The 22,021-nt window shown below is 59.3% G+C and carries 23 protein-coding genes and 2 pseudogenes; 12 read left to right on the forward strand and 13 right to left on the reverse strand.

The genetic code is table 11. The features are described 5' to 3' along the window. Nucleotides 1–183 precede the first annotated feature (183 nt). On the forward strand, nt 184–921 hold the full coding sequence (locus GGE33_RS23060; protein ID WP_148147808.1) for a Bax inhibitor-1/YccA family protein: 738 nt from the start codon (nt 184–186) through the stop codon (nt 919–921). A 118-nt stretch (nt 922–1,039) separates the two neighbouring features. Beyond that, nucleotides 1,040–1,597: a GNAT family N-acetyltransferase gene (locus GGE33_RS23065; protein ID WP_148147807.1), complete on the forward strand. Its 558-nt coding sequence runs from the start codon at nt 1,040–1,042 to the stop codon at nt 1,595–1,597. A gap of 30 nt (nt 1,598–1,627) precedes the next feature. On the opposite strand, the gene GGE33_RS23070 is transcribed toward GGE33_RS23065, so the two are convergent. Further along, the gene (locus GGE33_RS23070; protein ID WP_183828501.1) at nt 1,628–2,017 is read right to left on the reverse strand and encodes a DUF2794 domain-containing protein; all 390 of its coding nucleotides are present in this window, start codon (nt 2,015–2,017) and stop codon (nt 1,628–1,630) included. 363 nt (nt 2,018–2,380) lie between these two features. Continuing rightward, complete coding sequence (locus GGE33_RS23075; RefSeq protein WP_183828505.1) at nt 2,381–3,130, reverse strand: DUF1223 domain-containing protein; 750 nt, start codon at nt 3,128–3,130, stop codon at nt 2,381–2,383. Between GGE33_RS23075 and GGE33_RS27755 the strand changes: the two genes are divergently transcribed. After that, nucleotides 3,129–3,254, forward strand: a complete 126-nt coding sequence (locus GGE33_RS27755) for a hypothetical protein (RefSeq protein WP_281388878.1) — start codon at nt 3,129–3,131, stop codon at nt 3,252–3,254. The two genes, GGE33_RS23075 and GGE33_RS27755, sit on opposite strands and share 2 nt — an antisense overlap. 64 nt (nt 3,255–3,318) lie before the next feature. Here the strand turns inward: GGE33_RS27755 and GGE33_RS23080 are convergent, their stop codons facing one another. Together GGE33_RS23080 and acnA are read right to left on the reverse strand one after the other, a co-directional pair. Next, nucleotides 3,319–4,056: a sulfite exporter TauE/SafE family protein gene (locus GGE33_RS23080; RefSeq protein ID WP_210297992.1), complete on the reverse strand. Its 738-nt coding sequence runs from the start codon at nt 4,054–4,056 to the stop codon at nt 3,319–3,321. 218 nt (nt 4,057–4,274) lie between these two features. Next, entirely contained in the window at nt 4,275–6,968 is a 2,694-nt protein-coding gene (gene acnA / locus GGE33_RS23085; RefSeq protein WP_183828508.1) for an aconitate hydratase AcnA, read from the reverse strand. A 270-nt stretch (nt 6,969–7,238) separates the two neighbouring features. Between acnA and ccmA the strand changes: the two genes are divergently transcribed. The 5 genes from ccmA to GGE33_RS23110 all read left to right on the forward strand — a co-directional run bounded on the left by ccmA (nt 7,239) and on the right by GGE33_RS23110 (nt 10,411). Continuing rightward, complete coding sequence (ccmA, locus tag GGE33_RS23090) at nt 7,239–7,883, forward strand: heme ABC exporter ATP-binding protein CcmA (protein ID WP_183828622.1); 645 nt, start codon at nt 7,239–7,241, stop codon at nt 7,881–7,883. A 265-nt stretch (nt 7,884–8,148) separates the two neighbouring features. Next, nucleotides 8,149–8,808 carry a heme exporter protein CcmB gene (gene ccmB / locus GGE33_RS23095; RefSeq protein ID WP_183828511.1) on the forward strand — a complete coding sequence of 220 codons (660 nt, stop codon included), beginning with the start codon at nt 8,149–8,151 and terminating at the stop codon, nt 8,806–8,808. Nucleotides 8,809–8,851: 43 nt separating this feature from the next. Then, nucleotides 8,852–9,622, forward strand: a complete 771-nt coding sequence (locus GGE33_RS23100) for a heme ABC transporter permease (RefSeq protein ID WP_183828514.1) — start codon at nt 8,852–8,854, stop codon at nt 9,620–9,622. 1 nt (nt 9,623) lies between these two features. Beyond that, nucleotides 9,624–9,803, forward strand: coding sequence for a heme exporter protein CcmD (gene ccmD / locus GGE33_RS23105; protein WP_183828517.1), 180 nt, complete (start codon nt 9,624–9,626; stop codon nt 9,801–9,803). Further along, the gene (locus GGE33_RS23110; protein WP_183828520.1) at nt 9,800–10,411 is read left to right on the forward strand and encodes a DsbE family thiol:disulfide interchange protein; all 612 of its coding nucleotides are present in this window, start codon (nt 9,800–9,802) and stop codon (nt 10,409–10,411) included. The genes ccmD and GGE33_RS23110 overlap by 4 nt, the downstream gene beginning before the upstream one ends. Before the next feature lie 8 nt (nt 10,412–10,419). Here GGE33_RS23110 and GGE33_RS23115 read toward each other — a convergent pair whose 3' ends face one another. The 6 genes from GGE33_RS23115 to dapF all read right to left on the reverse strand — a co-directional run bounded on the left by GGE33_RS23115 (nt 10,420) and on the right by dapF (nt 16,776). Continuing rightward, nucleotides 10,420–11,601, reverse strand: a complete 1,182-nt coding sequence (locus tag GGE33_RS23115; RefSeq protein WP_183828523.1) for a GGDEF domain-containing protein — start codon at nt 11,599–11,601, stop codon at nt 10,420–10,422. Between the two features lie 112 nt (nt 11,602–11,713). Continuing rightward, nucleotides 11,714–12,301, reverse strand: a complete 588-nt coding sequence (locus tag GGE33_RS23120; protein WP_183828526.1) for a DUF2585 family protein — start codon at nt 12,299–12,301, stop codon at nt 11,714–11,716. Next, nucleotides 12,298–12,948 carry a septation protein A gene (locus GGE33_RS23125; RefSeq protein WP_183828529.1) on the reverse strand — a complete coding sequence of 217 codons (651 nt, stop codon included), beginning with the start codon at nt 12,946–12,948 and terminating at the stop codon, nt 12,298–12,300. Before GGE33_RS23125 ends, GGE33_RS23120 begins: the two co-directional genes overlap by 4 nt. Nucleotides 12,949–13,002: 54 nt before the next feature. Further along, complete coding sequence (gene ftsY, locus GGE33_RS23130) at nt 13,003–14,577, reverse strand: signal recognition particle-docking protein FtsY (RefSeq protein ID WP_183828532.1); 1,575 nt, start codon at nt 14,575–14,577, stop codon at nt 13,003–13,005. A gap of 19 nt (nt 14,578–14,596) precedes the next feature. Next, a complete protein-coding gene (gene mtaB / locus GGE33_RS23135; protein WP_183828535.1) occupies nt 14,597–15,877 on the reverse strand; it encodes a tRNA (N(6)-L-threonylcarbamoyladenosine(37)-C(2))-methylthiotransferase MtaB in 1,281 nt (426 codons plus the stop codon). Further along, nucleotides 15,874–16,776, reverse strand: a complete 903-nt coding sequence (dapF, locus tag GGE33_RS23140) for a diaminopimelate epimerase (protein WP_183828538.1) — start codon at nt 16,774–16,776, stop codon at nt 15,874–15,876. The genes mtaB and dapF overlap by 4 nt, the downstream gene beginning before the upstream one ends. A 159-nt stretch (nt 16,777–16,935) precedes the next feature. Between dapF and GGE33_RS23145 the strand changes: the two genes are divergently transcribed. Continuing rightward, on the forward strand, nt 16,936–17,607 hold the full coding sequence (locus GGE33_RS23145; RefSeq protein ID WP_183828541.1) for a spermidine synthase: 672 nt from the start codon (nt 16,936–16,938) through the stop codon (nt 17,605–17,607). Nucleotides 17,608–17,625: 18 nt separating this feature from the next. Here the strand turns inward: GGE33_RS23145 and GGE33_RS23150 are convergent, their stop codons facing one another. Then, a complete protein-coding gene (locus GGE33_RS23150) occupies nt 17,626–18,213 on the reverse strand; it encodes a biliverdin-producing heme oxygenase (RefSeq protein ID WP_183828544.1) in 588 nt (195 codons plus the stop codon). A 54-nt stretch (nt 18,214–18,267) separates the two neighbouring features. After that, entirely contained in the window at nt 18,268–19,353 is a 1,086-nt protein-coding gene (locus GGE33_RS23155; RefSeq protein ID WP_183828547.1) for an MBL fold metallo-hydrolase, read from the reverse strand. A 303-nt stretch (nt 19,354–19,656) separates the two neighbouring features. On the opposite strand from GGE33_RS23155, the pseudogene ffh reads away from it, so the two are divergent. Beyond that, nucleotides 19,657–20,931: pseudogene (ffh, locus tag GGE33_RS23160) on the forward strand (signal recognition particle protein); the annotation flags it as partial. Here the strand turns inward: ffh and GGE33_RS28030 are convergent. Then, nucleotides 20,894–21,331: pseudogene (locus tag GGE33_RS28030) on the reverse strand (hypothetical protein); the annotation flags it as partial. The pseudogenes ffh and GGE33_RS28030 sit on opposite strands and share 38 nt — an antisense overlap. Between GGE33_RS28030 and GGE33_RS23165 the strand changes: the two are divergent. Next, nucleotides 21,238–21,555, forward strand: coding sequence for a chorismate mutase (locus GGE33_RS23165; protein ID WP_183828555.1), 318 nt, complete (start codon nt 21,238–21,240; stop codon nt 21,553–21,555). The pseudogene GGE33_RS28030 and the gene GGE33_RS23165 sit on opposite strands and share 94 nt — an antisense overlap. Before the next feature lie 80 nt (nt 21,556–21,635). Beyond that, nucleotides 21,636–21,995, forward strand: a complete 360-nt coding sequence (gene rpsP / locus GGE33_RS23170; RefSeq protein ID WP_148147788.1) for a 30S ribosomal protein S16 — start codon at nt 21,636–21,638, stop codon at nt 21,993–21,995. The last annotated feature ends 26 nt before the right edge of the window (nt 21,996–22,021 follow it).

Consider the following 22,021-nt stretch of genomic DNA (forward strand, 5'->3'; position numbering starts at 1 on the left):
AATAATATCCCAGAGGTTGCTAAATTACACGCGCAGTTGATGTTTTCCAGCGGCGAACCCCTTGTATGCAAAGCGATCTCGCATCATATTCTACGTCAGGCTTGCTGGAGCTCCGCAGCGGCGCCTGGGTCATATATTAGGGGGCCCGACACCGTAGTAATTCCGGAGCTTAAAGAGGAAACAATGGCTGACTTCAACAACTACCAGAACCGAATGGCGCAGTCCCGTGCGCAGTCCGGTGAGATGATCGATGCAGGCCTGCGCGCCTACATGCTTCGGGTCTACAACCTGATGGCACTCGGACTTGCGATCACCGGTGTTGCTGCTTACGGCACCTATGCATTCGCGGCCTCCAACCCGGCCGTTGCACAGGCGCTTTACGGCGGTCCGCTCAAGTGGGTTATCATGCTGGCTCCGCTGGGCATGGTGTTCTTCCTGAGCTTCCGCATCAACAAGATGAGCGTTCCGGCTGCGCAGATGACCTTCTGGGTCTATGCCGCACTGATGGGTCTCTCGCTGTCCTCGATCTTCCTGGTCTTCACCGGCCAGAGCATCGTTCAGACATTCTTCGTCACCGCAGCATCGTTTGGCGCCCTGTCGCTTTACGGCTACACGACGAAGAAGGACCTGTCCGGCCTCGGCTCGTTCCTGATCATGGGTCTGTTCGGCCTGATCATCGCGTCGATCGTCAACATCTTCCTACAGTCGTCTGCAATGGGCTTCGCGATCTCCGCCATCGGCGTGCTGATCTTCGCTGGCCTGACCGCGTACGACACGCAGAAGATCAAGGAAATGTACTGGGACGGTCACGACTCCGCCACGACGGGCCGCATGGCCATCATGGGCGCACTGACCCTGTACCTCGACTTCATCAACCTCTTCACCTTCCTGCTGCAGTTCATGGGCAACCGCGACGAATAAGCGGAAGAGTGATCGTTACGAAGAAGGCGGCTTTCGAGCCGCCTTTTTTGTTGCCTGGTTTTTTGAGCAAGCCTAGGCTGGACACAGTTTCAAACCAACATCCCGCTTGTTCCCCGCCATGACATTTTCCATTCGCAATGCTACTGCGGCCGACCTTCCGGCCATCACCGAAATCTATCGTGACAGCGTGCTGAACGGCACTGCAAGTTACGAAATCACTGCCCCCGACCTGATCGAGATGACCAGCCGCCAGTCCGGCATCATCGAAAAAGGGTACCCCTATATCGCAGCGGAAGCGGAAGACGGCAGCCTTCTCGGCTATGCCTATGCCTCAGCATTCCGCACCCGCCCGGCCTATCGCTGGCTAGTGGAGGATTCGATCTATCTCGCACCCGAAGCCCGCGGCAAAGGCGTCGGCAAGGCCCTGCTGAAGGAATTGCTGATCCGCTGTGAAGCGCTCGGCTTCCGGCAGATGGTAGCCGTCATCGGCGGCGCCAGCCCCGCTTCGGTTGCCGTCCACAAAAGTCTCGGCTTCGAGATGACCGGCACGCTGAAAGGCACGGGCTTCAAACATGGGAAATGGCTGGATACAGTCCTGATGCAGGTCTCGCTTGGTGAAGGCACTAAAACCGACCCGGATCTTGCAGCCTATCCCGGAACGCTGTTTGCGGGATAACGCGGACTCGTAAGCACCCATCGCTGCGCATCAATCGATCAGCTTCAAAGCCTTGTCGAAAACCTTCAGCACCTGCTGCAGTTCATGACCCCGTTTGATAATCATGCCGTTAGTGCTGATCACCGAATAGGCGCCCTGTTTGCCGGCAAGCTTGGGATTTTTCTCCACTCGGAAAAGCGGCATCTCACCGGATCGTTTGAAGATGGAAAAGACTGCCCGATCCTTCAGATGATCGATCGCATAGTCCTTCCACTCGCCTTCACCGACCATGCGGCCGTAAATCCAGAGAATGGCATCCAGCTCGCGCCGGTGAAATGTCACTGGAACAGGGTCAAGGCTCCGCTTGTATTCGCTGAGACTGACGACAACGGCCGCATCCTGGGCCCGCGCGCCCGCTGGCAAATCAGACTGATCGGCCATCAAAGCTCCAAACGTTACATGTCTTTGGTATGACAGTGTGCCCGACCCGTACAAAAATGCAAGTCATCGAGAAGGCTGCAGCAAGCGTCCCCCGCCGGGACAGATTTTTTCATCTGCCTAAATTCGGACAAAACAGCGCCAAAATCGGCATACATGTTGCGGCTGTTGGTTGGCGCGTTTAGCGCCATTGGCCCGGTCAGGTGCATTGACCCTTACCCCCAGCCCCCCAATGTTTCCGGGCCGGGCCATCCAACAACTTTCCAAGCTCATCGAAAAAAACGGCCGCCGGTTTCGCCCCAGGCAAAGACCGGGCACGATTTCCTGTTTTGAAAAAAGGCAGAAACGTCTTCGGAAAATATCCGGTCAGTCTTTTTTGCGGCCTGCCATCAAGACCGTCGCACCGATGATCGAGGCAGGCTCGCCTCCTGAACCAGATGTCTGCAGGAGGATGGCGCAGCCGTCCTTTTTGGTCTTGCCAAGCGCCTTGCCGGGCAGTTTCAGCGTCATCTTCTGGCCGTTCCACATACCGACCGACTGCACGTCGTAAACGGCATGCCAGTATTCCATGTTCTTGCCGCTGTTTTCGCCCTTGGTCACGTCCACCTGCTGGTGCTTGGTGAAATAGGCAACCACGACATCGGCCTGTCCCTGCCCTTCGCCGATCTCGATCTCGATCTCGTCCGCGTGCATGGTAGCAGCGACGGGGACGGTCAGGCCCTTGCCGGCTTTCTGCAGATCATTGACCTTGCCATTGATGACCGTCTGATCGGTGCCCTTCACATGCTCGCGGCCGTTGATGATCGCCTGCGGCGTGTAGACACCACTGCGCCCCATCGTCTTGGCGTAACCATATTGCCGCTCGGTGTTTTCCTTGGAGGACAGCGTGTCGGTCCAGCCGAGATAGTTCCAGTAGTCCACATGATAGGAAAGCACCACGAGATCACCCTGGGCCACCAGCTGCGACAGCGTGTTGTCGGCCGGCGGACAGGAAGCACAGCCCTGCGAGGTGAAAAGCTCGACGACGCCCTTTGGCGACCGCACCTCTCCGGCCGATGCGATACTGCCAACGAGCAGGCTCGCAAGGACGATAACGGCACGCAAGGCAAACGGCATGGATGACGAACCTTTTGTCAGGGCAATCGCAAGAAGCGGTTGCCATCGGCAGGAAAGAAAACAAATCTCTGGGCTGGCGGAAAATAACCATCCACAATTTCAAGAGAAAGTCACGATGGGGTGAGAACGGAGAATGTGATTAATCGTCGCCTTTTGGTTGTAAAACCAACTTGGGTAACACCGAAGGATTAGACGAGCTTAAGCAAACCCTGCGCGAGATAAACCGCACCTACGCCAGTCACGACCCAACGGGTCCAGGCGCGAAAATTTGCATCCGTCATCTTCTGCAGAATGCCGTTTCCGGCCCGTGCGCCCAGGATCGCAATCGGTGCAGCAATCAGCACAGCGATCGCGTCCACAGTCGGCAAATGCGAGGCTGCATCCCAGTAGAAGGCGATCTTGGCGAGATGCGACAACGTCTGGATCGACGCCTTGGTGGCGATGATCTTGCGGCGGTCCATCTGGGTGCGGATGAAGAAGATATCGACGGTCGGACCGGCGACACCGACGCTGATCGTCATCGCGCCGGAAAGAAGCCCCGCCAGAAACGCATGCGACGGCCGTGAGGCGTCAAGCTGCAATCTGTTGACCGGCAGCCAGACAAGGATCGGCATCAGCCCGACGCCGATCAGAACCACGATCAGGCTCGGCGTATAATTGGTCAGGAACAGGACGACCGCCGACAGCGCTACCCCGGAACACAGGATGGAAAGGATCCGCCAGTCGATATAGGCGCGAGAAAACCAGGCGCGCGATCCGTTCGATACCATCTGGATGACGCCCTGGATCGCGATCGCGGTGCCGACGGGATAGAGGAAGAGCAGAACCCAAAGCAGGATCAACCCGCCGGCCATGCCGAAAATGCCGGAAAGCAGTGACGTCAGAAAGACGGTTACGGCCATTCCGATGAAGATGATGAGAGACAATAGAATACGCCTGAGAGGTCGAGCAGCCCCTCATCCGCCTGCCGGCACCTTCTTCCCCCGCGAGCGGGAAGAAGGGATGTACCGCACCGTTCTGCCACATGTGCAACAACGACGTAGGCCACGTCCCCTCTCCCCGCAAGCGGGGAGAAGGTTAGGGTGAGGGGCGCCCCAATTATTGAAAACCACCCGCCGGAATGCCCGGCGGGTGGCTGATGTCGTTAAGCCGCGAGATCCCGCAGAACCGTCTGCAGGATGCCGCCATTGTTCATGTAGATAACCTCGTCGAGCGTATCGATGCGGCAGAGGATGTTGATCTCCTTCACCGTGCCGTCGCCATAGGTGATCTGGGCGGTCTTCCATTCGCGCGGCTTGATATCGCCTTCGAGGCCCTCGATGGTGACGACTTCGTCACCTTTGAGGTTGAGCGAAGCCCAGGTCGTACCCTCTTCGAAGACGAAAGGAACGACGCCCATGCCGACAAGGTTCGAGCGATGGATACGCTCGAACGACTGGGCGATCACTGCCTTGACGCCCAAGAGGTTGGTACCCTTTGCAGCCCAGTCGCGCGACGAACCGTTGCCATATTCAACACCGGCGAAGATGACCAGTGGAACGCCCTCTTCCTTGTATTTCATCGCCGCATCGTAAATCGACATCTCTTCCTTCGACGGATAGTGGATGGTGTAGCCGCCTTCCTTGCCGTTCGGGCCGAGCATGTGGTTGCGGATGCGAATATTGGCGAACGTGCCACGCATCATCACTTCGTGATTGCCGCGACGCGTGCCGTACTGGTTGAAGTCTGCAACGGCGACGCCGTTTTCGGTGAGATAAGCACCGGCCGGCGAGGACGCCTTGATTGAACCGGCCGGAGAAATGTGGTCGGTGGTGATCTTGTCACCGAAGAGACCAAGCACGCGGGCGCCCTTGATATCCTTCAGGCCCGAGCCCTTTTTGCCCATGCCGACGAAGTAAGGCGGGTTCTGCACATAGGTCGACTTGTCGTCCCAGGCATAAGTCTCGCCATCGGGGATCTGCACCGCCTGCCAGTTCTCGTCGCCCTTGAACACGTCCGCATACTTGCTTTCGAACAGTTCGCGAGTGACGTATTTGGCGATGAATTCCTGCACTTCGGCAGATGTCGGCCAGACATCCTTGAGGAAGACCGGCTGGCCATCGCTGCCGATCCCGAGCGGTTCCGTCGTCAGGTCCTTCTGCACCGTACCGGCCAGCGCATAAGCGACGACGAGCGGCGGCGAAGCCAGATAGTTGGCCTGGACATCCGGCGAGATACGACCTTCGAAGTTTCGGTTACCGGAAAGCACACCCGAAACGATCAGGCCCTTGTCGTTGATCGTCTTGGAAATCGGCGCAGGCAGCGGGCCGGAATTTCCGATGCAGGTCGTGCAGCCGAAGCCGACAAGGTTGAAGCCAAGCGCATCGAGATCATTTTGCAAGCCGGACTTGGCAAGATATTCGCCGACGACCTGTGATCCCGGTGCAAGCGAGGTTTTCACCCATGGAGCAGTCTTCAGACCCTTGGCAACAGCGTTACGGGCCAGCAGACCGGCAGCGATGAGAACCGAGGGGTTGGACGTGTTGGTGCACGACGTGATGGCGGCAATTGCCACATCGCCATGGCCGAGATCGAAATCCGTGCCTTCGACGGCATAACGGTTATCGAGCTGACCCGGCTTCTTGTAGTCGCTTTCCATCGAACCGGCGAAACCGGAAGCAATGTTTTCCAGTGGAATGCGGCCTTCCGGGCGTTTCGGACCGGCCATGGAAGGCACGACATCGCCGAGATCGAGTTCCAGCGTGTCGGTAAAGACAAGTTCGGAACCATCCGTATCACGCCACATGCCCTGCGCCTTCGAGTAGGCTTCGACGAGCGCGATACGCTCCTTGGTGCGGCCCGACATGTTGAGATAATTGACGGTTTCGGCGTCGACCGGGAAGAAGCCGCAGGTCGCGCCGTATTCCGGGCCCATGTTGCCGATGGTGGCACGGTCGGCGACCGGCATGTTGTCCATGCCCGGACCGAAGAATTCAACGAATTTCGAAACCACGCCCTTTTTGCGCAGCATCTGCACGACGGTGAGCACGAGGTCGGTCGCGGTGACGCCCTCTTTCAGCTTACCCGTCAGCTTGAAGCCGATGACTTCCGGCAGAAGCATCGAAACCGGCTGGCCGAGCATCGAGGCTTCCGCTTCGATACCGCCCACACCCCAGCCGAGAACGCCAAGGCCGTTAATCATCGTGGTATGGCTATCGGTGCCAACGCAGGTATCGGGATAGGCGGTGACTTCACCGTCTTCTTCATTGGTCCAGACGGTCTGGCCAAGATATTCGAAATTCACCTGGTGGCAGATGCCGGTGCCGGGCGGCACGACGCGAAAATTCTTGAACGCCTGCTGGCCCCATTTGAGGAAGCGGTAACGCTCGCCGTTGCGCTGGTATTCCAGCTCCACATTGCGGGCAAAGGCAGTCGGCGTGCCGAATTCGTCGACGATCACCGAGTGGTCGATCACGAGATCGACGGGCACGAGCGGATTGATCTTTTCCGGATCGCCGCCGAGCGATTTGATGCCGTCACGCATGGCGGCAAGGTCGACCACCGCCGGAACGCCGGTAAAGTCCTGCATCAAAACGCGGGCCGGACGATAGGCGATTTCGGCCTCGGTCAGCCCCTTATTGCTCAGCCATTCGGCAACAGAGAGGATCTGCTCCTTTGTGACGGACTTTCCGTCTTCGAAGCGCAGCAGGTTTTCGAGCAGCACCTTCATCGAGAAGGGCAGCTTGGAAACACCCGCCAGACCGTTCGCTTCGGCCTTGGGCAGTGAATAATAGACATAGTCCTTGCCGCCTACGGTAAGGACGGAACGACATTGAAAGCTATCGATAGACTTGGTCACGGATTAGAACCCCGCTGATATCAAGAGCCAACACGCGCGTGCGGACGCCTATGCATTAGAAATGCACTATAGGATGCGGGTGCGACCATTTCCGCTGTCCGCACGAGAAGATTTTGGTCTTCAGGTCCGGCGCTGAGTGGAAATCACGCCGGCCGCTGGCGTGGTTGCTATGTATATAGATAGTTTCTAAGAACCTTCCAGACACTTTGTCGCAGCGGGCAAAAGATTTTTTGCGGCTAGATGATTGAGAACTTAAACAAGGTTTCCGTGATGCGGCTGACGGCCGAAAACTTGAGCGCCAGACGCGGCGAAGACCTGATCTTCAAGGATATTTCCTTCACTTTGGAAGGGGGCGAAAGCCTTGTCCTGACGGGGAAGAACGGCTCGGGAAAGTCGACACTGTTGCGCACTGTGGCCGGGTTGTTGCGGCCCGAAAGCGGGCGAGTGACCTGGGAGCAGGATGGTGTAAAGGCTGAAATGCGCGCCGCCGAAGCCTGCCACTATCTCGGCCACCGCAATGCGATGAAGGCCGAACTGACGGTCTCGGAGAACCTTTCCTTCTGGCGCGATTTCCTCGGTGATTTTAATGGAAATGCCGGCATGAGCATCGGCGAGGCAGCCGAAGCGGTCGGCCTCGGCGGCATCACCCACCTGCCTTTCGGATATCTCTCCGCCGGCCAGCAACGCCGCATGGCCTTCGCCAAACTGCTCGTCGCCTGGCGCCCGGTCTGGATCCTGGACGAGCCGACCGCCGCGCTGGATGTGAATGCGGAAGAGGTGTTCACCGCGCTGATCAAGGAGCATCTGGCCGCTGGCGGCATCGTGCTTGCAGCAACCCACCAGCCGCTCGGACTGGAAGATGCGCAGGAATTGCGGATGACGGGGTTTGCCGGGGTGATGGAGGAGATGTGGTGACCCACTATCGTCTCGCCCAGTCAGCCCCCCTCTGCCCTGCCGGACATCTCCCCCACAAGGGGGGAGATCAGCTGGGCGCACGCTCTTCAGACCACTTCAGTCTTGCCGCAAAGCGCATGCTTTTTGGAAGAGCGACAGTCAGGCCGCTTGTGATCTCCCCCCTTGTGGGGGAGATGCCCGGCAGGGCAGAGGGGGGCAGCTCCACCCAGCAAGGCAGCGGTCCTCCTCCAATGGCCAGTAGCGGCACCAACGGAGATCAGCCAGAATGACCGTCCTCCTCCTCCGCGACCTGAAACTCTCAGTCCGCGCCGGCGGCGGTGCGTTGATCGGCGTGCTGTTCTTCATGACGGTCGTCGCCGTTATCCCCTTCGGTGTCGGCCCCGATCTCAATCTTCTCTCCCGTATCGGCCCGGCCATCGTCTGGATCGGCGCACTTCTCTCCGCGCTCCTCGGCCTCGACCGCATGTTCCAGACCGACCGCGAGGACGGCTCGCTCGACCTGATCCTGATGCAGGAACACCCACTGGCGCTGACAGTACTGGTCAAGTGCCTCGCCCACTGGCTCGGCAACGGACTACCGCTGGTCATCGCCTCGCCGCTTCTCGGCCTGTTCATGAACATGAGCGAAGTCGCGATCGGCGCGACCATGCTGACGCTTCTGGTCGGCACACCGGCGCTGACCTTCATCGGCGCGGTGGGTGCTGCCGTGGCCGTCGCTCTTCCCCGCGGCGGCCTGCTGGTCTCGATCCTCGTCTTGCCGCTGGCGATACCGGTATTGATCTTCGGCGTCAGCGCGTCTTATGCCGCTGTTGAAGATCCCGCCCCCTTCATGCCGCCTTTTCTGATATTGGTGGCCATCACGATGTTTTTTGCGGTGATCGGTCCTATCGGCGCGGCACTCGCTTTGCGAAACACGGCCGATTGATTAGAATCATTCTCGAAAACGCACGACCCGGTTAGAAAGTCCAATGCCCGAAAGCCTTGCCATCACGAAAATCTCCGATCTGGCCAACCCGACACGCTTCCTCGGCCTGGCGGCGCGTATCCTGCCATGGATGGCCGGCATCACCGCGATCCTCTTTGCAATCGGGCTTTATCTCACCTTTGCCAGCGAAGGCGATTACCAGCAGGGCATGACGGTGCGTATCATGTATGTGCATGTGCCGGCTGCCTGGCTGTCGATGATGTGCTATTCGGTAATGGCCATGTCGGCGATCGGCACGCTGGTCTGGCGCCACCCGCTGGCCGATGTTTCGCACAAGACGGCAGCGCCGCTTGGTGCAGCCTTCACCCTCATCGCCCTTGCCACCGGATCGCTCTGGGGCAGGCCGATGTGGGGCACATGGTGGGTCTGGGATGCAAGGCTGACTTCCGTTTTCGTGCTGTTTTTGATGTATCTCGGCCTGATTGCGCTCAATCGCGCCATGGACGATCCAAGCCGTGCTGCCCGCGTTTCGGCCGTGCTGATCCTGATCGGCTTCGTCAACATCCCGATCATCAAGTTTTCGGTCGACTGGTGGAACACGCTGCATCAGCCAGCGAGCGTCATCCGCATGGGCGGCCCGACGATCGACAAGGAATTCCTCTGGCCGCTGCTGATCATGGCCATCGCCTTCACGCTGTTGTTCTTCACCCTGCATATCGGGGCAATGCGCAACGAGATCTGGCGCCGCCGTGTCTCGGCACAACGCCGCATGGCCGCCCGCATGGCAGGCCGGACACCGGCGAAGGAGGCGTAAGATGAGCCATACGTTCTACATCTCCGCATCCTATGCCGTCGCCGCCATCGTTATGCTCTGTCTGATCGGCTGGGTCTGGCTCGATGGCCGTGCCCGCCAGCGAGAACTTGCAGAACTGGAAGCCTCCGGCATTCGCCGCCGCTCCGCTCGCCCTGCCCCAACAGACGGAGCCTCGTCATGACATCCGGCACGGAAGAGGCCAACCTCAAACCAAAGCACAACCGCAGCCGCTACGCACTGGCGCTGATCCCGCTTGCCGTCTTTGTGGGCTTTGCCGCGGTCGCCGGAAAGATGCTCTACGATCAGGACGTCAACGGGCTCGACGTTTCCGCCATCCCGTCTGCGCTGATCGGCAAGACGGCGCCATCGCTTGCCTTGCCGCCGCTGGAAGGTTCGAACACTGCCGCCCTTACGGATGCCGCCATCAAGGGCAAGCTGACCCTGGTCAACGTCTTCGCCTCATGGTGCGTGCCCTGCCGGCAGGAACATCCCATCCTGAAGCAGCTGGCGAACGATAGCCGGCTTAACATCGTGGGCATCAACTACAAGGACCGCAACGACAACGCCCTGCGTTTCCTCGGCGAGCTTGGTAATCCCTACAAGGCGATCGGCGTCGACCCGAATGGCAAGGCTGCGATCGACTGGGGCGTCTATGGCATTCCGGAAAGTTATCTGGTCGGCCCGGACGGTACGATCCTTTACAAGAAGGTCGGTCCCTTCGATGAGCGCGGCCTGACACAGCAACTATTGCCAGCGATTGAAAGGGCTTCGGGCGCAGCCAAGAGCTAACTTTATCTTTAAGAAACGATCCTGAGCGGCGGCGGTCCCTCCGGCGGCCGTTGCCCTTCGGTCACAACCCTGTTGCGACCGGAATTCTTGGCCGTATAGAGACAGGCGTCCGCCCGCGCGAGGGCATCATGCACGGAATGATCTCCGGGTGCGGTGGCCGAAACGCCGAAACTCGCTGTAATCATCCCATCGACCCCATGATCTTGCCAGCTCATGGCGGCAAACCCGAACCTCGCCTTTTCCACCATATCCGCCGCTTCCATTCGGCCGATACCAGGCAGAAAACTTACGAACTCTTCGCCCCCAAAACGCGCGATCGCAACACTTCTGAGGTTCGCTCTCAAAATCTGCGCAAACCCGATAATGACATGATCGCCGGCAGCATGGCCGAAGCGATCATTGACCTGTTTGAAGTAATCGATATCCCCGACGATAACAGCCCCTGCAGGAAAGGCACCTCCCTTTGCTTCGGGCAAAGCCAGCTCGAAACCGCGTCGGTTGAACAACCCGGTGAGAGGATCGCGGCACGCCGCATCACGATGACCCATAACCACATCCGAGACGACCGAACCCAAAACAGCCAGCGCCATGATGAAGCCGACGATGCTCGCCGCCATCTGCATCAGAAAAGCATATTCGGAAGACAGGAACTGGTCGAGTGAATCAAAATTGCCAGCAGACGTGGAAACAAGGAGAGCCGTCACCCGGATGGCGGTCTCCAGCACAACCATCGACGCCATAACCACGAGCAAACGATCAATCGCCGACTTGGCAAATCTCCACACGGAAACGATTGCAATACCAAGCAGCACCGCCAACGATGAATCGCCGATTGCAAGCTGCGATCTCAGATCTTCCTCGACAAGGATAAACCAGCAGACGACCGCAAAAGCCGTCAACGTGAAAAGCAGCCGCGGCAGCAACAATGTCGGGCGCCTGAACCTGACAAGCATGGCATGGCCATAGAGAAAAAATGCTGCGTAGAAGAACACGTTCGAGAGCACTGCCTGTGCAGGCAAAGGCAGCGCATAGGCAAGGATAGGAAAGGCAAAGCCGAGCGCCGCCGAAATGTAGCCCAGCCCCCAGTAACGAGCTGAGCCATCGGACCATCGGTCGGCGATCAGAAAAATGCTGCCGAAAACCAGAAAAATGAACGGCAAGAGATAGGAAAAATTATCGGTCTGTTCCATCTGACCCTGCGCAGAAAGCCTTCATGCATCCTGTCGGTTATGAAAAAGCCCTAGGCCCAGAACGTTAACATTTCAACGACAGTGGGGCTCGAAAAGGTACCTCTGCACAGGTTCAGCCGCTGGCGCTCTGCCATGTCCTGACCGCATCTATCGGCCAGATCAACATCAGTACATTGAGCGTGAGGTTGTCACGGATCAACCAGCCGGTGAAAAGCTCGAAAACGATTGCGACCGTGACGGTCAGCCAGACGGGCATGCGGGAAGCAAACAGAAACCCGAGTGTCATGAACACCGTATCCATTGCCGAATTGAGGATGCTGTCACCCGAATAACCAAGCGCCATCGTCGCATTGCGATACCGGTCGATGATGAGCGGCGAATTTTCCGCGATCTCCCATGCGGCCTCGATGAAAACCGCCAGCGCCAGACGCTCGGAGATCGACCGGCGACGCAGGAGCAACCAGCCAAAAGCATAAAACAGGAAGCCGTGAATGATATGCGACGGCGTGTACCAATCGGCCAGATGCTGCGAGTTTCCCGGCGAATTCACCCCCGGTTCGAACAGCTTCACATATCCGCATTCGCAGATCGGCACGCGACCCATGAAATAGAGGATCGTGATCTGCAGCAGAAAAAGGACGAGTGCCGCGATCAGCCAGCGCCGGGAGACATCGTCGGTTTCCGGCGTAAAGGTCGTCACTTGTCACCTTCGGCAACGGTGTCCTGCACGGTGTGGCGCATGATCAGCGGCATCTGCGACAGCGTGAATAGAATGGTGATCGGCATCGTGCCCCAGACCTTGAAATTCACCCAGGCCTCGTCGGAGAAATTGCGCCAGACGACCTCGTTGAGCACGGCGAGAAACAGGAAGAATATCCCCCAGCGCAGGGTCAGCTTCTTCCAGCCCTCCGCGTCGAGATTGAACGCTGCATTGAAGACATAACCGAGCAGCGATTTGCCGAAGAACAGACCGCCGAGCAGCACGACGCCGAACAGCGTGTTGACGATGGTCGGTTTCATCTTGATGAAGGTCTCGTCCTGAAGCCAGATCGATAATCCGCCGAACACCATGACGACCACGCCCGAGACGAAGGGCATGACCGGCAGATGCTTGAAGACAATTTTGGAAATGACCAGCGAGATCACGGTCGCAACCATGAACAGCGCGGTGGCGATCAGCAGCGGCCCGCCAATGGCAGACAGTGCTGGAAACTTGCCGACAAGCCATTCGCCGCGCAGATTGCCAAAGAAGAAGACCAGCAAAGGCCCTAGTTCCAGCGCCATTTTCAGGCCCGGTTTCTGCTTCTCTTCCTTGGTCGGCGTAATATCGCTTTCGATCGTCTGCATAGGTCCCAACTTATTGTCTGTCGTTATCTGGAGCCAAATCGTTTTTCTGTGTCATCAATGCGGCGCAGGCGTAAGCCCTGCAATCGCCTCAGCAAAATCCTTCGCCTCGAAGGGTTCGAGATCATCAATGCCCTCGCCGACGCCGATAAAATAGACCGGTAGGCGATGCTTGGCCGCGATCGCGACCAGGATGCCGCCTCGCGCGGTCCCGTCGAGCTTGGTCATGATCAGACCGCTGACACCGGCAACATTTCGGAAGATTTCGACCTGGTTCATGGCATTCTGCCCGGTCGTGGCATCGAGCGTCTGCAAGACGGTATGCGGCGCTTCAGGATCGAGCTTGTTGAGAACACGCACGATCTTTTCGAGTTCCGCCATCAGTTCCGCCTTGTTCTGCAGCCGGCCGGCGGTATCGATGATCAGCACGTCGGATTTCTTTTCCTTCGCCTTAACATAGGCGTCATAGGCAAGGCCCGCCGCATCGGCGCCAAGCTTGGTACCGATGAATTCCGAATTGGTGCGATCCGCCCAGATCTTCAGCTGTTCGATAGCGGCAGCACGGAACGTATCGCCGGCAGCGAGCATGACCTTGAGGCCCGAGCCCGAAAGCTTTGCCGCAAGCTTGCCGATCGTCGTCGTCTTGCCGGTGCCGTTGACGCCGACCACGAGAATGACATGCGGCTTGTGATTGAGATCGAGCTGCAGCGGCTTGGCGACCGGCGCCAGAACCTTGGTAATTTCGGCCGACATGATGCGCGACACATCCTCGCCGGTCACGTCCTTGCCATAACGCTCGGCAGACAGACTCCCGGTGATCCGCATCGCGGTCTCCACGCCGAGATCGGCCTGGATCAACAGGTCTTCGAGGTCTTCCAGCGTCTCGTCATCCAGCTTGCGCTTGGTGAAGAGAGCGGCGATCTGCCCTGTCAGTTGCGAAGACGTCCGGGCAAGCCCGGCGCGTAGACGCTGGAACCAGGTCAACTTCAGCGGCGGCACGACTGCCACGACTTCCGGTTCGGATATCGAGGTGGAGAAACCCTTGGGGAGGACTGGGGCTGAGTCAGCGGACGCATTACCCACCTCTGTCCTGCCGGACATCTCCCCCACTGGGGGGGAGATCGGCTGGGGACTTACGAGCTGCTCCACATCAACCGTCGTATTTACAGCAGCGTGACCTTCGGAAAGCTCAGTATCTGGGGCAACAGCACCCTGTCCTTCAGCACCCTCATCAAAGGCAACCGGCGGCAGCGCATCCGTGACCTCCCCCCCTGTGGGGGAGATGCCCGGCAGGGCAGAGGGGGGTGTTTCCGCGGAAACGCCACCATCTGTCTCCGCCGCAGCCTCCGCCTCCAGCAGCGACAGAGGCACGATGCCGAGATCCGATGTTTCTTCCGCGCCTGCAAGAACCGCAACCGCTTCATCATCCCCCACGACATCGTCCGAAGGACCGCCGGCTGTCTCGATTTCGGCCGGTGCGACCGGATCAACCGGCGTCACAGGTAATTCCTCGACGGCAACGACGCCCGATACAGGCGACTGGTCTTCAACCGGCTTTTCGACCGGCTGCTCAGCGGGCCGATCGGCTGGCTTGTCGCCGAAGGTGAAGACGCGTTTGATGAAGCTTACCATTACTTACAATCCGTTTCGGTCAGGCCGCCTGCTCATGGGCAGCCAGAAGCCGCATGTCGAGATGTTTGCCGTTATGTCCAGTAATCATAACGCGCTGAATGTCGCGGGGAACCAGTCCCGGCGCTGCAACCAGCGAAAAGTTTTCCGTATGCGCCATGCCATTGTTTTCAATGATGACGGTCTGCTCGGTTCCGACCATCCGGTCGAGATGCGCAAGATGCAGCGCCTCGCCACGGGCGCGAAGCCTCGCGGCGCGCTCCTTGACCCGCACCCGGTCGACCTGCGGCATGCGCGCCGCCGGCGTGCCGGAGCGCGGACTGTAGGGAAAAACATGCAGAAATGAGATGCCGGCCTCTTCGGCCAGGGTCGCAGCCCCTTCGAACATCTCTTCTGTTTCGGTTGGAAACCCGGCGATCATATCCGCACCAAAAGCGATTTCCGGCCGCAGCCGCCGCGCCTGTTCCACGAAGGCAAGAGCCTCGGCTCGGGAATGACGACGCTTCATCCGCTTCAGGATCATGTCGTCGCCATGCTGCAGCGACAGATGCAGATGCGGCATGAAACGCGGCTCGCCAGCGATCAGGTCCCAGAGATGACTGTCGGCCTCGATACTGTCGATCGACGACAGCCGCAGGCGAAGAATTTCCGGTATCTGCTTCAAAAGCGTCTTGGCGAGATAACCGAGCGTCGGATTGCCCGGCAGATCCGTGCCATAGCTCGTCGCATCGACGCCAGTCAGCACGATCTCACGATATCCGCTTTCCGTGAGCTTTCGTGCTTGCTCGACAACTGCCCCCATCGGCACCGAGCGGGAATTGCCGCGCCCATAGGGAATGATGCAGAAAGTACAGCGATGGTCGCAACCGTTCTGCACCTGGATGAAGGCACGCACATGCCCGTCGATATGCTTGACCATCTGCGGCGCGGTCGCCTTGACGCTCATGATGTCGTTGACGCGGAGTTTCTCTTCCGCCGAAACGCCGAAATCCGGCAGGCCGCGATAGGAAGTGCTTTTCAGCTTTTCCTCATTGCCGAGCACGGCATCGACTTCCGGCATGTCGGCAAAGGTTTGCTTTTCCGTCTGCGCCGCACAGCCGGTGACGATGATGCGTGCATGCGGATTCTCCCTCCGCGCCCGTCGGATCGCCTGCCGCGCCTGCCGCACCGCCTCGCCTGTCACGGCGCAGGTATTGACTAGCACGGCATTGTTCAAGCCAGCCTTTTCGGCTTCAGCCCGCATCACTTCCGATTCATAGGTGTTGAGCCGACAGCCGAAGGTTATGACCTCGACGCCGCTCAATTTGCCTTAACCTCAAGTTCCGTATCGCGCGAAAACGTGCCGGTTTCAGGATCGACCTTGCCCGACCATTCCCATTCGGCAGGTCCCGTCATCACCACATGATCGTTTTCCCGCCATTCGATAACGAGCGGCTGGCGACTGGGTGCGGAAGCGACATCGATCGTCACCTTCCGGCCGGTACGACCGGTGCGGGCGGCAGAAACGCCAGCGGCACAGGCAGCCGAACCGCAGGCAAGCGTCAGGCCCGCGCCGCGCTCCCAGGTGCGGGTGCGCAAGGAACTGTCGCTCGTGACCTGCGCCAGCGTGATATTGGCCTTTTCCGGGAACATCGGATGGTTTTCCAGCATCGGCCCGAAACGCTCCAGATCGAAGGTCATCGGGTCCTTGTCGACCCAGAAGACCGCATGCGGATTGCCCATCGACATGGCGGACGGCGAATGCAGGATCGGCGCATCGATCGGCCCGATCTGCAGTTCGATCCGGCTGGTGTCGAAAAACTCTTCCGACAGCGGGATCTTGTCCCACTGAAAGACCGGCTTGCCCATATCGACGGAAATCGTGCCGTCCTCATGCTCCTGCGCATTCAAGATGCCGGCAACCGTCTGGAAGGTGAAGGTCTTGCGGCCGGTCTCTGCAGCCAGTGCCTGCACCACGCAGCGCGTGCCGTTGCCACAGGCCTGCGCCTTTGTGCCATCGCAGTTGAGAATATCGATCCAGGCATCGGTGCCTTGGGCCCTGGGATCATGGATCGCCATGATCTGGTCGAACTCGGTGGCCGGATCGGCTGCAAGAGCGATCGCCGCCTCAGGTGTCACCTTGTCGGTGCGACCACGCATGTCGACGACCAGGATCTTGTTGCCAAGCCCGTTCATGCGCGCGAATTCGACCTGTCCTGCCATGATGATATCCACTCTTCGGGCCGTCAAACCAGCAATGGCCCACTCTTCAAGGCGTATATGGCCGAAAGTGCTGCAAATTACCAGTGGCGGCGCATATGCCTAAAGATTGGCGCAAAGCCGCAACGCGTGTTAGGGGAGCCGCAAAAACGAGGCTTCACGATGTTACCCTGGGTTCAACTGGACAGCGCAAAGATACCGGACGATGGCGGCGAACTGCGCCTGAAACAGCGGGGCCAGGAATTCTCCATCATGCTCGGATCCAACGAGCTGATGAACAGCCGGCTGAGCGGTTCGGAAGAGGCGCTTGCAACGCTCTCCTGGGAAAAGATCAAGGACCGCTCTAAGCCATCCATCCTGATCGGCGGCCTCGGCATGGGTTTCACGCTCCGTGCAGCGCTCGCGATCGTCCCACCGGATGCCACCGTCACCGTCGCCGAACTGGTACCGGCGGTGGTGAAATGGGCGCGCGGACCAATGGCCGAGGTCTTCAAGGGTTGCCTCGACGACCCGCGGACGAAAATCCATCAGGGCGATGTCGGTGAGCTGATCCGCGGTTCAAAGAACAGGTTCGATGCCATCCTGCTCGATGTCGACAATGGTCCTGACGGCCTGACACGCGACAGCAATGATGCGCTTTATAACGGCCGCGGCCTGCGCGCCGCCCGTGAAGCTCTACGCCCCGGCGGTGTGCTCTCCGTCTGGTCATCCGGCCCGGATTACGGCTTTACCAAGCGCCTGAAGGATACAGGCTATGAGGCCGAAGTCGTCAACACCCGCGCCAACGGCAAGCGCGGCGCCAAGCACGTCATCTGGGTGGCGACGCGCCGCTGATGGCGACGCAAGAATAGATTATCCGAAGATTTCGTCGACCAGCGCATGCACGCGCCGGAAGGCAGCCTTGGCGCCCTCGGCAGCCTCAAGCTCTTCCGCTTCGGTAAGCGGCAAATCGTTATAGGCAGCGACAAAATTGCGCCAATGCAGGCCACGACCATCCGGATGCCCTGCCAGATGCCGTGCGCCAAAATCGTCCGACAGGCCGATCTTTGCAGCTTCCTTGCGCAGGAATGCCGCGCCGAGATTGGACCCTTCCGCGACATAGACCCAGCCGAGCGCCTGAGCCGGCGTCAACGGACCGGTCGTCGCGCTGAGTTCTTCCGGGGTGCCGCCGAGATCGGCGATATCCTGACGCAAAGCCTCGTAACGATTCCGCTCGGCCAGACCGGGCAGGCGGCGATTGAGGTCTTCGTCCGCAAAAAGCGGCGCGACATCGGCATGGAAATGATGCTGCACCTCGAGAAACAGGGCGTAACGCTCGCGGCTGGCAAACGGCTCGGCGCGCATGATGCGCTTGTCCAGCGTGTCATGGGTCCCGGTCGTCAGAGCCTTCAGGCGCTGGATACGGGTTTCTTCGGTCGGACGCTCGAGCTCTAACTGCATTACTTTCCCCATGCACTCATGTTTTCCGCATCAAGCAAATCAAGGTGCGACAAGTCAAGCAGGACGTGAAGCCGGAACCTCGAAAACTTCGCCTGGCCGCATCGGCCTGAAACGCTCGCGAGCGATCTTTTGCGCGTCGAGCGCCGCATGCAGCGCCTCCACCGGCTGCTCTATTCCCTCGTCGGTCAGTTTCACCGTGCCCCAGTGATGACCGGCAACGTAGGACGCGCCGCAAAGTTGCATGCCTTTGACGGCCTCTTCCGGATTCTGATGTTGCGCCTCCATGAACCAGCGCGGCTCATAGGCTCCGAAAGGAAGATTGGCGAGCCGGAACGGCCCATGCTTTTCGCCGACAGCTCGGTAATTCCGGCCCTCGTGAAAACCGGTATCGCCGATATGGTAGATTTTTCCGGCAGGCGTATCGAAGACGAAAGCCGCCCAGAGCGCCTGGCGACGATCTCCCAGACCGCGCGCCGACCAGTGGTGGCACGGCTCGCAATGGAAGGTGACGCCGGGGCCGACCGTCTCGTGGCCACCCCAGTCCATCACAGTGATCCTTGCATCCGCCACACGGGAACGAATGATTGCATCATTGCCGAGTGGAGTGATGAAATGCGGCTTGTCACGGCCCTGCAGTACCCAAAGCGTTTCGAGATCCATGTGGTCGTAGTGATTGTGGGTGACCAGTACGATATCGATTGGTGGCAGGTCACCCATTCGGATGCCCGGCGGGTTCACGCGTTTCGGACCTGCAAATCTGAATGGGCTCGTCCGTTCGGACCAGACCGGATCGGTCAGGATGTTTAGCCCCGCCACCTGGATCAGCATCGAAGCATGCCCAATCATCGTCACCACGACCCGGTCACCATCGATGCGCGTCCCCGGCACGGTTTGCGGGAATGGGCTGACGAAAGTTTCGGGCCACGGGATATTACCGTTGCCGAACTTCCAGCGCAAAAGGTCCAGTCCGCCGCGCGGCTCCACGCCCCCCGGATTGAAGAAGGCCTTGCCGTCAAAATGATCGGAGACGGGACCGGAATAATACTTATTACCGGCCATGGCGCTCCTTGCCGTAACCCCGCCGGCAAGTGCCGCGATGGCTGCAAGGCCGGACCATTTGAAGAATGTGCGTCGATTCATGGGATCCTGTATAAAAAGCCATATGGTGCGCTTCAAGCAGACAGACAATCGGCACGCAAATGTTACGAATGCCCGCCACACCTTGACTCTCCGCCCCATTTCCTGTTTAAGCCCGGCAATCTGCTGACAAGTCACGACTTGGAGCCGCCGACCGGGGCCGACATACTGAGCCCGGAGGTCAACATCCGACAGCGCGTTGCGCCCTCGGGTGCTTTTTGGCTTTGCGCGCTTTCGCGTCTTGTTTTTGCCGGCAAAAGACCCGACGTTTCCGGACACCAACTGGAAGCGAAGAAGGAAGACACGATGTTTGAGAACCTGCAGGACCGTCTTGGCTCCATTCTGAATGGACTGACCGGCCGTGGCGCGTTGAGCGAGGCGGATGTTTCCGCAGCGCTCCGCGAGGTTCGCCGTGCGCTTCTGGAAGCCGACGTGGCGCTCGAAGTCGTGCGCGCCTTTACGGATAGAGTACGTGAAAAGGCCGTCGGCGCCGAAGTCCTGAAATCGATCAAACCCGGCCAGATGGTCGTCAAGATCGTCCATGACGAACTGGTCGAGATGCTCGGCTCCGAGGGCGTCAGCATCAGCCTGGCAGCCGCTGCACCCGTCGTCATCATGATGGTCGGCCTGCAAGGCTCGGGTAAGACGACCACGACCGGCAAGATCGCCAAGCGCCTGACCGACCGCGACCGTAAAAAGGTGCTTATGGCGTCGCTCGATACGCGTCGTCCGGCAGCCCAGGAACAGTTGCGCCAACTTGGCGTACAGACCGGCGTGGATACGCTGCCGGTCATCGCCGGCCAGTCGCCGACCGATATCGCCGCGCGCGCCGTGCAGGCGGCAAAACTCGGCGGCCATGACGTCGTCATCCTCGATACCGCCGGCCGCACGCATATCGACGAACCGCTGATGCAGGAAATGGCGGAAATCAAGCGGAAGTCCAATCCGCATGAAATCCTGCTCGTAGCCGACAGCCTGACCGGTCAGGACGCCGTCAATCTTGCGCGCAATTTCGATGAACGCGTCGGCATTACCGGCCTCGTTCTGACCCGTATGGACGGCGATGGCCGTGGTGGTGCCGCGCTTTCCATGCGCGCCGTCACCGGCAAGCCAATCAAGCTGATCGGTGTCGGCGAAAAGATGACGGAGATGGAGGAATTCCATCCCCGCCGTATCGCCGACCGTATTCTCGGCATGGGCGACATCGTTTCGCTGGTCGAAAAGGCCGCCGAAAATATCGACGCCGAAAAGGCAGCCGCCATGGCCGCCAAGATGGCCAAGGGCAAGTTCGACCTGAACGACCTTGCCGACCAGTTGCGCCAGATGAAATCGCTCGGCGGCATGGGCGGCATCATGGGAATGATGCCCGGCATGGCCGGCATGAAGGACAAGCTCGCCGCATCGGGCATGAACGACAAGATGTTCGACCGCCAGATCGCCATCATCGGCTCGATGACCAAGGCCGAGCGCGCCAACCCGGACATGCTGAAACATTCCCGCAAGAAGCGGATCGCAGCCGGCTCCGGCACCGATGCTGCGGAAATCAACAAGCTTCTGAAAATGCACCGCCAGATGGCCGACATGATGAAAATGATGGGCGGCAAGGGCAAGGGCGGCATGATGAAGCAGATGATGGGCGGCCTTGCCTCCAAGATGGGTCTTGGTGGTGGCATGGGCATGCCCGATCTGTCGAAGATGGATCCGAAGCAACTCGAAGCCCTGCAGAAACAGGCGGAAGCCGCAGGCCTGAAGCCGGGCGGCATGCCGGGTCTTGGTGGCGGCCTACCCGGTGGAATGGGTGGCCTGCCCGGTCTCGGCGGAGCAAAGCTCCCCGGCCTCGGCGGTTTCTCCGGCCTGCCGGGCAAGAAGAAATAAGGGAGGACGCGAATGGTTGATCCTGAAGTGAAGGCACGGCTTTCGAGCTACCGCCAGTCGATCGACAATATCGATGCGGCGCTGGTGCATATGCTCGCCGAGCGTTTTCGCTGCACCAAGGAAGTTGGCGTCCTGAAAGCCAAGTACGAATTGCCGCCGGCAGACCCGGCGCGCGAGGAATACCAGATCGAACGCCTTCGCCGTCTGGCAAAGGAAGCCAATCTGGATCCGGATTTCGCCGAGAAGTTCCTGAACTTCGTCATCAAGGAAGTCATCCGGCATCATGAAGCAATCGCCGCCGAACACGGCGGTGCGAAAGAGACTGCCTAACCTTAAGCCCGCCTGACGGCGGCCTTGAAAAGAACCGGACCACCGGACGGTGGCCCAAAAGAAAACTAAGGAGTTAAACAATGTCCCTGAAGATTCGTCTCGCCCGCGGTGGTTCCAAGAAGCGCCCTTACTACACCGTTGTTGTTGCCGACGCCCGTTCGCCGCGTGACGGCCGCTTCCTCGAAAAGCTCGGTTCCTGGAACCCGATGCTCGCCAAGGACAACGAAAAGCGCGTTGAACTGAACGAAGACCGCATCAAGCATTGGCTCGCAAACGGCGCACAGCCGACCGACCGCGTTCTGCGCTTCCTCGCTGAAGCCGGCATCGCAACCCGCGACGCCAAGAACAACCCGGAAAAGGCAAAGCCGGGCAAGCGCGCTCAGGAACGCGCTGCTGAAAAGGCTCAGAAGGCTGCCGACGCAGCTGCCGCTGCAGAATAATTTCTGCAACGATTGCATTCGACGGG

The organism is Aliirhizobium cellulosilyticum (assembly GCF_014198105.1).
In the GTDB taxonomy this organism is placed as follows: domain Bacteria; phylum Pseudomonadota; class Alphaproteobacteria; order Rhizobiales; family Rhizobiaceae; genus Neorhizobium; species Neorhizobium cellulosilyticum.